This is a genomic window from Flavobacterium sp. N2820 (assembly GCF_025947285.1).
GTDB lineage: Bacteria > Bacteroidota > Bacteroidia > Flavobacteriales > Flavobacteriaceae > Flavobacterium.
Genome location: NZ_CP110008.1, coordinates 778,605 through 791,245, shown reverse-complemented (window position 1 = coordinate 791,245; position 12,641 = coordinate 778,605). Strand labels below are relative to the sequence as shown.

At 31.5% G+C, this 12,641-nt stretch carries 12 protein-coding genes; 9 read left to right on the top strand and 3 right to left on the bottom strand.

Annotation, left to right across the window (positions count from 1 at the left end; all coding sequences use genetic code 11):
* Positions 1-2 precede the first annotated feature (2 nt).
* Together OLM52_RS03715 and OLM52_RS03710 are read left to right on the top strand one after the other, a co-directional pair.
* Entirely contained in the window at positions 3-560 is a 558-nt protein-coding gene (locus OLM52_RS03715; RefSeq protein ID WP_264549802.1) for a 1-acyl-sn-glycerol-3-phosphate acyltransferase, read from the top strand.
* 108 nt (positions 561-668) lie between these two features.
* A complete protein-coding gene (locus tag OLM52_RS03710) occupies positions 669-1,706 on the top strand; it encodes a hypothetical protein (RefSeq protein ID WP_264549801.1) in 1,038 nt (345 codons plus the stop codon).
* Between the two features lie 53 nt (positions 1,707-1,759).
* Here the strand turns inward: OLM52_RS03710 and OLM52_RS03705 are convergent, their stop codons facing one another.
* Positions 1,760-2,221: a helix-turn-helix domain-containing protein gene (locus OLM52_RS03705; protein WP_264549800.1), complete on the bottom strand. Its 462-nt coding sequence runs from the start codon at positions 2,219-2,221 to the stop codon at positions 1,760-1,762.
* A 301-nt stretch (positions 2,222-2,522) separates the two neighbouring features.
* Here OLM52_RS03705 and OLM52_RS03700 point away from each other — a divergent pair, with 301 nt between their 5' ends.
* The 3 genes from OLM52_RS03700 to OLM52_RS03690 are packed head-to-tail and all read left to right on the top strand — an operon-like array spanning position 2,523 to position 4,767.
* Positions 2,523-3,677: a M14 family zinc carboxypeptidase gene (locus OLM52_RS03700; RefSeq protein WP_264549799.1), complete on the top strand. Its 1,155-nt coding sequence runs from the start codon at positions 2,523-2,525 to the stop codon at positions 3,675-3,677.
* A 57-nt stretch (positions 3,678-3,734) separates the two neighbouring features.
* Complete coding sequence (locus tag OLM52_RS03695; protein WP_262318519.1) at positions 3,735-4,214, top strand: Lrp/AsnC family transcriptional regulator; 480 nt, start codon at positions 3,735-3,737, stop codon at positions 4,212-4,214.
* Between the two features lie 43 nt (positions 4,215-4,257).
* The gene (locus OLM52_RS03690) at positions 4,258-4,767 is read left to right on the top strand and encodes a DinB family protein (RefSeq protein WP_264549798.1); all 510 of its coding nucleotides are present in this window, start codon (positions 4,258-4,260) and stop codon (positions 4,765-4,767) included.
* Positions 4,768-4,864: 97 nt separating this feature from the next.
* Here OLM52_RS03690 and OLM52_RS03685 read toward each other — a convergent pair whose 3' ends face one another.
* Positions 4,865-6,031, bottom strand: coding sequence for a proline dehydrogenase family protein (locus OLM52_RS03685; RefSeq protein WP_264549797.1), 1,167 nt, complete (start codon positions 6,029-6,031; stop codon positions 4,865-4,867).
* Positions 6,032-6,126: 95 nt separating this feature from the next.
* Between OLM52_RS03685 and aroB the strand changes: the two genes are divergently transcribed.
* The 4 genes from aroB to OLM52_RS03665 all read left to right on the top strand — a co-directional run bounded on the left by aroB (position 6,127) and on the right by OLM52_RS03665 (position 10,327).
* The gene (aroB, locus tag OLM52_RS03680; RefSeq protein WP_264549796.1) at positions 6,127-7,194 is read left to right on the top strand and encodes a 3-dehydroquinate synthase; all 1,068 of its coding nucleotides are present in this window, start codon (positions 6,127-6,129) and stop codon (positions 7,192-7,194) included.
* Positions 7,195-7,484: 290 nt separating this feature from the next.
* Positions 7,485-8,894: an arginine decarboxylase gene (locus tag OLM52_RS03675; protein WP_264549795.1), complete on the top strand. Its 1,410-nt coding sequence runs from the start codon at positions 7,485-7,487 to the stop codon at positions 8,892-8,894.
* Positions 8,895-8,905: 11 nt separating this feature from the next.
* The gene (locus OLM52_RS03670) at positions 8,906-9,880 is read left to right on the top strand and encodes a deoxyhypusine synthase family protein (RefSeq protein WP_264549794.1); all 975 of its coding nucleotides are present in this window, start codon (positions 8,906-8,908) and stop codon (positions 9,878-9,880) included.
* An 87-nt stretch (positions 9,881-9,967) separates the two neighbouring features.
* Positions 9,968-10,327 carry a DNA primase gene (locus tag OLM52_RS03665; RefSeq protein WP_264549793.1) on the top strand — a complete coding sequence of 120 codons (360 nt, stop codon included), beginning with the start codon at positions 9,968-9,970 and terminating at the stop codon, positions 10,325-10,327.
* Positions 10,328-10,387: 60 nt separating this feature from the next.
* Here the strand turns inward: OLM52_RS03665 and katG are convergent, their stop codons facing one another.
* Positions 10,388-12,574 carry a catalase/peroxidase HPI gene (katG, locus tag OLM52_RS03660; RefSeq protein WP_264549792.1) on the bottom strand — a complete coding sequence of 729 codons (2,187 nt, stop codon included), beginning with the start codon at positions 12,572-12,574 and terminating at the stop codon, positions 10,388-10,390.
* Between the last annotated feature and the right edge of the window lie 67 nt (positions 12,575-12,641).

The window sequence follows — 12,641 nt, the reverse complement described above, 5'->3', positions numbered from 1 at the left end:
AAATGAAACAAATTATTTACAAATTTATTTTCTGTAAAATTTTTGGTTGGAAAGTAGTTGGGACTATTGCTCCAGATATAAAAAAATGTGTATTAATTGCTGTTCCACATACCAGTTGGTGGGATTTTTTTCTTGGGATTTTCTCAAGAGGAATTCTTGATATAGAAATAAATTATGTAGCTAAGAAAGAGCTATTTGTATTTCCGTTTAATTATTTTTTTTCATGGACAGGAGGAACACCATTAAATCGTCAAAAGAATGAAAATAAAGTAGATACAATCGCAAAAATATTCAAAGAAAAAGAAACTTTCAGATTAGCAATTGCCCCAGAAGGAACAAGAAAAAAAGTATTCGAATGGAAAACAGGCTTCTATTATATGGCATTAAAAGCTAATGTTCCAATTATTCCCGTTGCTTTTGATTATGGTAAAAAAGAAGTGGTTTACAATAAACCCTTTTATCCTACAGGAAATATTGAAGAAGACATTACATTTTTAGAATCATATTTTATTGGTGTAATTGGAAAAATTCCAGAACTAAGTTATGTTCCAAAAAAATAAGTCACTGATTAACAGATACAAATGAATTATTTATTAAAATAATCATCTATTTTAAAACCAAGAATAGTAGTTTTTCGTACATAAGAGAAATTCAAAAACTTTTAACAAATGAAAAAACTATTCTTCCCTTTAGCAATTATTGCAATTTCTTTTGCATCTTGTAGTGATGATGATTCTATGCCAACACCCGTTGATCCAACACCAGGTAATCCAACACCAACACCCGCTGTAGAATTAAAACTATTTACATCAAGTAATACGTCAGGAGCAATTTCATATACTGATTTATTAGCTGCCTCACCCGTACCAAAAACGTTCTCAGTATCTTCAGTAGATTCTGATGGAATTTTTTATGATCCGTTCAAAGATCAAGTAATTCTTGCTTCTAGAACTAATAATAGAGTAGATGCTTACACAGGTTTTAGAAATTCTATTATAACTTCATCAACAGCACTATCATTAGGTTTTTCATCGGCTTCAGATTTTACAAACGCGCGTGAAATTGCAGTTTCAGGCGATAAAGTAGTTGTTGCACAAGATCAAAGTGCAGCTAATGGAAATACTAGTATGTTTTATGTGTACCAAAGAAATACTTCTGGATTCACATTATTAAATACCTATACAGTAGACATTAAACTTTGGGGAATTCATTTAGAAGGTGAAACCATGTATGCTATTGCTGATAATACAAGTGATTTAGTAGTATACAACAATTTTTTTTCAAATGCTACTGGAACTATTTCAGCTTCAAAAAGGGTTACTATAGAAGGTTTAATAAGAACTCACGGAATAACCTATTCAAATCAAGATAATGTTATGGTTTTATCTGACGTAGGTTTAGCTTCAAGCGCTACCGATGGTGGATTAATTATTATTAACAACTTTTCTTCGGTTTTAAGTTCTACTGCTAATATGGGAACAATTGCTATGAGTAACCAAGTTAGAATTTACGGACCAAATTCTTTATTAGGAAATCCAGTTGACGTAGCCTACGATCACGTAACAAATGATATCTACGTAGCAGAACGTTTAAATGGAGGAGGACAAGTGCTAAAATTTGCATTCCCAACTACTAATGGAGATTTTGCACCACAAACAGCTAGAACAGAAGCTGGTGTAACAGCAGTATACTTATTGAGAAGATAAGGTGTTAATTTTTTAATTTGATTGTTAAAAAGCTTCAGTTTCTGAGGCTTTTTTTATGGAATATAGTTTTTAAAAGTTCCATCTTGATAAAAAATAACAATTCGTTCAATAGCTGCAGAAGTAGTTGCAATAGGAGTGTGGTGATTCATTTCTACGGGCTGTACTTCTTTTTCTAAATTTTTGTTGGCTGTTGCCGAGAATAAATCAGTTGAGTCAAATTCGGTTTGAATAAATGGTGTTTCAACTGATGTAGTTTTTACTTCATCAAAACGATTTGAAGTATTTTCAGATTTTGGAAATGTCCCTTTTCCATTTAAAATCCAATACAAATCTACTTCAGGAAAAACCTCTATTACTTTAATAATAAAATCTAAACTTGGTTTGTTTCTACCCGAGAGTAGGTGAGACAAACTTGAACGTTGTACACTAATCCTGTCAGCAAAAGCAGAGGCAGATAAATTGTAATAATCGAGGATTATTTCCAAGCGTTTAATAAAGTCATCAATGTTTACCATTGTAAATAGGATTAAAATTTTAATTTATTACAAATGTAAACAACCTACACAAATAAAACAAGTTTACAAATGTAAATAGCTAAATATTAATTAATGTTTTAGTTTATTTTATACAATTTAAATAACTGATAAACAAACAATTAATAATAAAAATAATAAATGATTAGTTTTGTAAACAAATAAATTAAAAAGTGAGTATGCCAGTATTTAAAAGTGTTTACAAAAGTAATTTTTTTAACCTTTTTATTTGTTTACAATTGTAAATACAAAGTTGTTTACATTTGTAACACAATATAAAACCATGGATAGTTTACAATTAGCAACAGATAATTTAGAACCAAACCTAAAAGGAAAGTTCATTCATTTAGATGTTATTTTACCTTTATTAGAATCGTTAAAAAGCGTATTTGAAATTACCGAAATTGGAAAATCAGTTCTTAATCGACCAATCCATCAAGTTAAAATTGGAACTGGAAAAACTAAGATATTGATGTGGTCACAAATGCACGGCAACGAACCAACCACAACTAAAGGGCTCTTTGATTTTTTTAATTTCCTTTCAAATGATTCGGAAGTAGCACAACAAATTAAAAACAAGTATACCTTATTATGTATTCCAATGCTAAATCCAGATGGAGCATTTGCTTACACACGTGAGAATGCGAATTCGGTGGATCTAAATAGAGATGCTTATTTGTCTTCACAACCAGAAATGAAACTTTTAAGAACCTTACACAAAGATTTTAAGCCCGATTTGTGCTATAATTTACATGATCAGCGCACTATTTTTGGTACTGAAGGATTTAACTTACCGGCTACCATCTCTTTTCTAGCACCAGCCTATAATGAGAGTAGGGATTATAATGAAGTGCGCTTGAAAGCGATTGTTATAATTAATAAAATGAATAAAGCTTTACAGGAATATATTCCAAATCAAGTGGGACGATTTGATGATAGTTACAACGTGAATTGTACCGGAGATTTCTTTACAACTCAAAACACACCAACTATTTTGTTTGAAGCTGGACATTTTCAAGGTGATTATGCTAGAGAAGAAAGTAGAAAATTTATTTTTATTGCGCTTTTAAGTTCGCTATTAGGTAATTACGAAAACGTTATAGTTGATAATGAATTGGATGATTATTTAAGAATTCCTCAAAATAATAAAAGATTTTTTGATTTTATTTATAAAAATGTCAAAATTATTGATAATAGTGTTGAAAAAATAATTAACTTTGCTGCACAATATCAAGAAGTTTTGATTGATGGCAAAATTCATTTTATAGCTATTATTTCTAAAATATCAGATTTGGAGGATTATTCCGGACATGTTGAATATGATTGTGAAGCGTTACTTTTCAACTCAGATAGGAAATGTTTTCCTGAATTGGGAAAAAAAGCAACATTTGAACTAAATAATTTAACTAAATTTAACAACGGATTAAAAATAATTTAATAAATTTGCCTCGATATTGATAAAAAATCAAATATTTAACATTTATTATAAGCACTCATGAGTAAGTTTCGTTTAGATGAAGTAGATCATCAAATTTTAGACATGTTAATTGATAACACAAGAGTTCCTTTCACGGATATTGCTAAAAAACTTCTAATTTCTGCAGGTACTGTGCATGTCAGAGTAAAAAAAATGGAAGATGCAGGAATCATACAAGGTTCTTCTTTGACATTAGATTATGAGAAATTAGGTTATTCTTTTATTGCTTATGTAGGTGTGTTTTTACATAATACATCACAAACTAAGTTTGTATTAGAAAGAATTAATCAGATTCCGTATGTAACTGTTGCGCATGTAACTACAGGAAAATTTAATATTTTTTGTAAGATTAGAGCGAAAGATACAAAACACGCTAAAGAAGTTATCTTCATGATAGATGACATTGAAGGTGTTTACAGAACAGAAACAATGATTTCTTTAGAAGAAAGTATCAATGATAAAAAACGATTGATGCATACAATTTTTAAAGAACTTTAATATTCTAAGCCTCATACTGAGGCTTTTTTTATACGTTATAGCCATGAATAATTTGCAAGTAAACGAATATGCTCCCTATCAAATGAATTATATTAAATTGGTTTCTGAGCATACTATTTTAAAAGGTTTGGTGAATCAAAAAGAAGAAATGATTCATTTTTTTAAAACGATTCCAGTTTTTAAACAAGAATATAAATACGCAGAAGGTAAGTGGACGATAAAAGATCTTATGTTACATTTAATTGATGCTGAACGAATTTTTTCTTACAGAGCATTACGAATTGCTAGAAATGACCAAACTGCTTTACCTGGATTTGAAGAAAATGATTATGTAATAACTGCAAATGCTAATGAGAGAGATTTTGAAAGCTTGCTAAATGAATACAGTATTGTTAGAGATGCTACAATTTCATTATTTGAAAGTTTTTCTGATACTGATTTATTAAAACTTGGAACAGCTTCAAATGCGAGTGTTTCTGTTAGAGGAATTGGATATTGTATTTTAGGACACGAATTGCATCACAAAAATATAATTATTGAGCGTTATTTATAATATTTTAAAAAAAATTGTACAATTAGTCTTTATAATTAACTCCCATACAAAAAATCCCAAATTCAATTGATTTGAATTTGGGATTTTTTAATTTTATCTATAACTTTCTTCTTTCTTTTTCTTTTTTAATTAACATTAATTCCCTGCTAGTTTGTCCAGCTACAGAAGTATTTTCTTCCGCTCTTCTAATTAAATAGGGCATCACATCTCTAACAGGTCCAAATGGTAAATATTTGGCTACATTATATCCGTTTTCTGCTAAATTAAAACTAATGTTATCGCTCATGCCTAATAATTGTCCAAAAAAGATGCGTTTGTCATTTTTAGCAATTCCTTTTTCAGTCATTAATTGCATTAATGAATATGAACTTTCTTCGTTATGCGTTCCAGCAAAAACCGCCATTTTATCAATATGTTCTACCATGTACAATACGGCTGCGTTATAGTTGATATCTGTAGCTTCTTTAGAAATACAAATTGGTGATTTTAAACCACGAGCAGCAGCTCTTTCATTTTCTTTCTCCATGTAAGCACCACGAACTAATTTCATTCCAATGTAAAAACCTTCTGATGTTGCTTTTTCATGTAAATTTTTTAAATAATCTAGTCTGTCCCAGCGATACATTTGTAAGGTATTAAAAACAATTGCTTTTTCCGTATTGTATTTACGCATCATATCTGTAACAATGGCATCTGCGGCATCTTGCATCCAACTTTCCTCTGCGTCAATCAATAATAAAACGTCTTTTTCATGTGCGGTTTTACAAGCCAAATCAAATCTAGCCATCACACGGTTCCATTCTTGTTGCTCAGCTTCGGTTAAACCAGCTTTCTCTCCAACTTTTTCATACAAATCGATACGGCCAAAACCCGTTGGTTTAAAAACGGCAAACGGAATAGCTTCGCGTTCTTTAGCAAATTCGATTGTTTTCAAAGTCATTTCCAAAGCAGCATCAAATTGTGCTTCTTCTTCTTTTCCTTCTACAGAATAATCTAAAACAGAAGAAACACCTTTGGTAAACATATTGTCTACCACTTTTAAGCAATCAACTTCATTTACACCACCACAAAAATGATCAAAAACGGTTGAACGAATCAATCCTTCAACAGGTAAATGAGCTTTAAGCGCAAAATTGGTAACGGCAGTTCCTATTTTTACAAGGGGTTGACTTGCTATTAATTTAAAAAGAAAATAAGCTCTTTCTAATTCGGTATCACTTTTTAAAGAAAAAGCAACTTGTGTATTGTCAAATATTTTATTCATGGTATTTTTGATAAAAAGCGACACAAATATACATCAGTTTTTACGAATTTTAAATAAAAAATGCCTTATTTTGCAATAAAATTCAAGCTTTTTACATGCATACTATTTCAGCAACCAATTATAGCGTTTACTTTGATTTAAAAGGATATGAAACTTTAGCAGAAATGCTGAACCCATCACTTTATTCTAAAATTTTTATTTTAGTTGATGAAAACACTTCTCAATATTGTTTACCCCATTTATTGAACCATTTAGCTACTGAAATGGAAATTGAAATTATTGAATTGGAAGTTGGTGAAATTCATAAAAACATAGCTACTTGTACTGAAGTTTGGGGTGCTCTGTCTGAATTAGGTGCAGATCGTAAAAGCATCATGATAAATTTAGGCGGTGGAGTAATTTCTGATTTAGGTGGATTTGTTGCCTGTACATTTAAAAGAGGTATTGATTTTATTAATATCCCTACAACTTTACTTTCTATGGTTGATGCTTCCATCGGAGGAAAAAATGGAGTGGATTTAGGAAATTTGAAAAACCAAATTGGGATCATTCGCGAACCAAAAGCAGTGCTAGTTGATACACAATTTTTAAGTACGTTACCTCAAAACGAAATGCGATCTGGCTTAGCCGAAATGCTAAAACATGGATTGATTTTTGATAAAAAATATTGGGATAAATTTAAAAATCTAAAAGACTTATATACAGCCGATTTAAATCAATTAATTCATCAATCTATTCAAATAAAAAACACAATTGTTTGTGAAGATTTAACTGAAAATGGGGTTAGAAAATCATTGAATTTTGGACATACTTTAGGCCATGCCATCGAAAGTTATTTCTTAGAAAACGAATCAAAAACAACCTTGCTTCATGGTGAAGCAATTGCTGTCGGAATGATTCTAGAAAGTTATATTTCGAGAGAAAAGAACTTATTAACTAATAATGAATACCAGGAAATTAAATACATTATTAATGATATTTTTGAACGAATTGAATTCTCACAAGTCGACATTGATAAAATTATAGAATTATTGATTTTTGATAAAAAAAATGAGTTTGGAAAAGTACAATTTGCATTGCTTGATGGAATTGGAAAAATAAAAATCAATCAAGAATCAGATAACCAATTGATTTACAAAGCTTTTGAAGATTATTCTATGTAGTTATTTTTTTATTTTTTCTTTATTTTTTAGCCATTTTATTTTTTAACTTTGCTCCAATGAAAAGAAATAAAAACCAATCTAATTTCAATAGAATTCTCGCCAATAGAAATGCTGACATCTCTATAATTGGGCGATTCTTTTTTTCTATTTTTAGTTTTCATATTATTGATTTATTTGAAATATCGAAGGCATTTAGTGAGAAATTACTAATTCGCTTTGCCAACATTAGGGTTTGAAAATTGTGATTAAGACCAATTTTATACCTTTTTAATTTAATCCAAATTTTCAAAATGAACACAAGATATTACGATTTAATAAACCAAACTTTTTATTTCCCGCAAGAAGAATTTACTTTAAACAAAGATACTTTACAGTTTCATGGCATTGATTTAATGAAATTAGTAGAAGAATATGGTACACCATTAAAGTTTACTTATTTACCAAAAATTTCTCAAAACATCAACCGTGCAAAAATGTGGTTTAGAAATGCCATGGAAAAACACGATTATGATGCGAAGTATTTCTATTGCTATTGTACAAAAAGTTCTCATTTTGAGTTTATTTTAAATGAAGCTTTAAAAAACAACATCCACATTGAAACTTCTTCAGCTTTTGACATCAATATTGTTGAAACATTAATGGAAGAAGGAAAAATCAATAAAAACACATTTATCGTTTGTAACGGCTTCAAACGTGATCAATATGTTACCAATATAGCACGATTAATTAATAACGGACATAAAAATACCATTCCTGTTATTGACAATTTTGAAGAATTAGATTTATTGCAAGAAGAAATTGATGGTAAATTTAAAATCGGAATTCGTATTGCAGCAGAAGAAGAACCTAAATTTGAGTTCTATACTTCTCGACTAGGAATAGGGTATAAAGATATCGTTCCTTTTTATCGTAAACAAATTGCAGAAAATAAGAAAGTAGAACTTAAAATGCTTCACTTTTTTATTAATGCAGGTATTCGTGACACTGCCTATTATTGGAACGAATTATTAAAATGTATGAAAGTGTACATCGCTTTGAAAAAAGAATGTCCTTCATTAGATAGTTTAAATATTGGTGGTGGTTTTCCAATAAAAAATTCGTTAGCCTTTGAGTATGATTACCAATATATGGTGGACGAAATTTTAAACCAAATCAAAATTGCTTGTGATGAAGCAGAAGTTCCAGTTCCACATATATTTACAGAGTTTGGTTCATTTACAGTAGGTGAAGCTGGTGGAGCATTGTACCAAGTGTTATATCAAAAAAAACAAAATGACCGTGAAAACTGGAACATGATTGATTCATCTTTCATTACCACACTTCCAGATACTTGGGCAATTAATAAACGTTTTGTTATGATTGCTGTAAACCGATGGAATGACACGTATGAACGGGTTTTATTAGGCGGATTAACTTGTGATGGTGATGATTATTATAATTCGGAACAACACATGAATGCCGTTTATTTACCAAAATACAATAAAGAAAAACCACTTTATATTGGATTCTTTAATACGGGTGCCTATCAAGAAACAATTGGTGGTTTTGGCGGATTAAGTCACTGTATATTACCACAACCAAAACATATTTTAATAGACAAAGATAAAAACGGAATCATTGCAACCGAAGTTTTTTCGGAACAACAAAAAGCAGAAGACGTTTTAGAAATTTTAGGTTACAACAAAAGAAAAGAACAATAAAATAAGAAATAATGAGCAAAGGACCAGTTAGTCAGTTTATAGAAAAACATTATCTTCATTTTAACTCTGCCGCTCTAGTAGATGCTGCAAAAGGGTATGAAGAACATTTATTAGACAACGGAAAAATGATGATTACTTTAGCAGGTGCCATGAGTACAGCTGAATTAGGAAAATCATTAGCCGAAATGATTCGTCAAGATAAAGTACACATAATTTCTTGTACTGGAGCTAATTTAGAAGAAGATATCATGAACTTGGTAGCTCATAATTCATACAAAAGAGTTCCAAATTACAGAGATTTATCACCACAAGAAGAATGGGATTTATTAGAAAATCATTACAACCGTGTAACAGATACATGTATTCCAGAAGAAGAAGCGTTTAGAAGATTACAATCGCATTTATTTGACATTTGGAATAATGCAGATTCTAAAGGAGAACGCTATTTTCCACATGAATTTATGTACCAAATGATTAATTCTGGAGTATTAAAACAATACTACGAGATTGATCCAGCAGATTCATGGATGGTTGCTGCAGCAGAAAAGAATTTACCAATTGTAGTTCCTGGATGGGAAGACAGCACAATGGGGAATATTTTCTCTTCTTATTGTATCAAAGGTGAATTCAAACCTACAACAATGAAAAGTGGAATTGAATACATGATGTGGCTAGCGGATTGGTATCCAAAAAATTGTGCTGGAAAAGGAATTGGGTTCTTTCAAATTGGTGGAGGAATTGCTGGAGATTTCCCAATTTGTGTAGTTCCAATGTTATATCAAGACATGGAAATGCATGATGTGCCTTTTTGGAGTTATTTTTGTCAAATTTCTGATTCAACAACAAGCTATGGTTCCTATTCTGGAGCAGTTCCGAATGAAAAAATCACTTGGGGTAAATTAGACATTCATACACCAAAATTTATCGTAGAGTCTGACGCTACGATAGTTGCACCATTAATGTTTGCTTACATTTTAGGGTGGTAAAATTTTTGAAAAAAATATTTCAAATTGTTTGAAAATATAGTTTTAGGATAGTACATTTGAACAAAATACAAGATTAAAACCTACCCAATGAAAAGAGTTATTGTTGATTACGCAAAATTAACAAATGAAATCTTAACCTTACTAGTTGAGAAATTTCCTGATGGATATGATGATTCAGACATCATACGTTTTAAGAACGCTAAAAATGAGACAATTGAGGCTGTAGAAGTTCGTACAACTGATACTATTTTTCTAGTAAAAGTAAGTACAAAACTTTCTGACCGAATTGAAAACTATGACGAAGATGATATCATCGAAGAAGAAGTTGTAGTAGACAAAATTGTTGGCTTAAAAGAATTAGACATTGAAGACGACGAAGAAGAAGAGGAAGAAGATGAAAATGTTATTGATTCTGAAGATCCAGAAGATATAGATGATGAAGATTAACACAAAAAGTCCCGAATAATTCGGGACTTTTTTTTTGAAAACAATTAAACTTAGTAAACTTTATTTTAGATCAAAACGGTCTAAGTGCATAACTTTTGTCCAAGTATTAATGAAATCTTTTACAAATTTTTCTTTGTTATCATCTTGAGCATAAACCTCTGCATAAGCTCTTAAAACAGAATTTGAACCAAAAATTAAATCAACTCTTGTTGCAGTCCATTTTGTAGCGCCAGATTTTTTATCTACAATATTGTATAAGTTTTCACCAACAGGTTTCCAACTGTAACTCATATCAGTAAGATTTACAAAGAAATCATTGGTTAGAACACCTTCATTGTGCGTAAAAACACCATGTTTTGTTCCACCATAGTTGGTTCCAAGAACACGCATTCCGCCAATTAGAACGGTCATTTCTGCTGCTGTTAATCCAAGAAGTTGTGCTTTATCTAACATCAATTCTTCAGGTTGAACTAAGTAGTTGGCTTTCATAAAGTTTCTGAAAGCATCATTTGTTGGTTCTAAAACCTCAAAAGATTCAATATCAGTCATTTCTTGTGAAGCGTCACCTCTTCCGGCTTTAAATGGAACTTTTACATTGAAACCACCATCAAGTGCAGCTTTTTCTATAGCAGCATTACCTCCAAGAACGATTAAATCAGCAATGCTTACTTTTTTACTTAAACCCGATTGAATTTCGACTAATTTATTCAATACTTTTTGTAATCTTTCAGGCTCATTTGCTACCCAACTTCTTTGAGGTTGCAAACGAATTCTTGCACCGTTTGCACCACCTCTAAAGTCTGAACCTCTAAACGTTCTTGCACTGTCCCAAGCGGTGTTGATTAGCTCAGCTCTTGACAATCCACTATTTAGTAGTTTAGCTTTTAATTCTTCAACTTCTGAATCAGATAAAGCGTAATCTACAGTTGGAACTGGATCTTGCCAAATCAAATCTTCTGTTGGTACATCAACTCCTAAATAACGCTCTTTTGGACCTAAATCTCTGTGTGTTAATTTAAACCATGCTCTTGCAAACACATCCGAAAAATAAGCAGGGTCTTTATAAAAACGCTCCGAAATTTCTCTGTAAGCAGGATCCATTTTCATTGCCATATCAGCATCGGTCATTATGGGATTTCTTCTTACTGATGGATTGTGAGCATCAATTGGCTTGTCTTCTTCTTTGATATTGATAGGTTCCCATTGCCAAGCACCAGCCGGACTTTTCTTTAATTCCCAATCATAATTTAAAAGCAAATAAAAATATTCATTATCCCAACGAGTAGGGTGGGTTGTCCAAGAACCTTCTAAGCCACTGGTTACGGTGTCAGCGCCATTTCCATTTCCTTTTGGGTTTAACCATCCAAAACCTTGATTTTCAATTTCACAGCCTTCCGGTTCTTTTCCTAATTGTGAAGCATCACCATTTCCGTGTGCTTTTCCTACCGTATGTCCTCCTGCAGTTAAAGCAACAGTTTCTTCATCATTCATTGCCATTCGTTTGAATGTGATTCGAACATCATGTGCTGTTTTTAATGGGTCTGGTTGTCCGTCGACTCCTTCAGGATTTACATAAATTAATCCCATCATAACAGCTGCTAGTGGATTTTCTAAATCTCTTTCACCTGAATATCTACTGCCTTCGCTTCCTGATTTTGCTAACCATTCTTTTTCTGCTCCCCAATACACATCTTTTTCGGGATGCCAAATATCTTCACGACCTCCAGCAAATCCATACGTTTTCAATCCCATTGACTCGTAGGCCATATTTCCTGCTAAAATCATTAAATCTGCCCAAGAAATCTTGTTTCCATATTTCTTTTTGATTGGCCATAATAATCGTCTAGCTTTGTCTAAATTTCCATTGTCTGGCCAACTATTTAAAGGTGCAAATCTTATATTTCCAGTTCCTGCGCCTCCACGACCATCTGAAATTCTATAAGTTCCTGCAGAATGCCATGCCATACGAATCATCAAACCACCATAGTGTCCCCAATCGGCTGGCCACCAATCTTGGCTATTCGTCATAAAGGTCTTTAAATCATTCTTTAATGCTTCCAAATCTAATTTTTTAAATTCTTCGGCATAATTAAAATTTTCACCAAACGGATTTGTTTTGGTATCATGCTGATGTAGTATATCTAAGTTGAGTGATTTAGGCCACCAATCTTGATTCTTTACACCATCACTTAATCCTTTTTGGTTTTGATGAAAAGGGCATTTACTAATGTCGTTTGTGTTTTCCATATTCAATAATTTTAATTTATGATTGTAAGTGTTTGTTTTCTAATTTTCTACTCTTGCTAATTTACAA

Bases quoted from the DNA above. Each gene is read 5' to 3' on its own strand.
- OLM52_RS03715 (WP_264549802.1), top strand. From the start codon at position 3: ATGAAACAAATTATTTACAAATTTATTTTCTGTAAAATTTTTGGTTGG.
- OLM52_RS03710 (WP_264549801.1), top strand. From the start codon at position 669: ATGAAAAAACTATTCTTCCCTTTAGCAATTATTGCAATTTCTTTTGCA.
- OLM52_RS03705 (WP_264549800.1), bottom strand. From the start codon at position 2,221: ATGGTAAACATTGATGACTTTATTAAACGCTTGGAAATAATCCTCGAT.
- OLM52_RS03700 (WP_264549799.1), top strand. From the start codon at position 2,523: ATGGATAGTTTACAATTAGCAACAGATAATTTAGAACCAAACCTAAAA.
- OLM52_RS03695 (WP_262318519.1), top strand. From the start codon at position 3,735: ATGAGTAAGTTTCGTTTAGATGAAGTAGATCATCAAATTTTAGACATG.
- OLM52_RS03690 (WP_264549798.1), top strand. From the start codon at position 4,258: ATGAATAATTTGCAAGTAAACGAATATGCTCCCTATCAAATGAATTAT.
- OLM52_RS03685 (WP_264549797.1), bottom strand. From the start codon at position 6,031: ATGAATAAAATATTTGACAATACACAAGTTGCTTTTTCTTTAAAAAGT.
- aroB (WP_264549796.1), top strand. From the start codon at position 6,127: ATGCATACTATTTCAGCAACCAATTATAGCGTTTACTTTGATTTAAAA.
- OLM52_RS03675 (WP_264549795.1), top strand. From the start codon at position 7,485: ATGAACACAAGATATTACGATTTAATAAACCAAACTTTTTATTTCCCG.
- OLM52_RS03670 (WP_264549794.1), top strand. From the start codon at position 8,906: ATGAGCAAAGGACCAGTTAGTCAGTTTATAGAAAAACATTATCTTCAT.
- OLM52_RS03665 (WP_264549793.1), top strand. From the start codon at position 9,968: ATGAAAAGAGTTATTGTTGATTACGCAAAATTAACAAATGAAATCTTA.
- katG (WP_264549792.1), bottom strand. From the start codon at position 12,574: ATGGAAAACACAAACGACATTAGTAAATGCCCTTTTCATCAAAACCAA.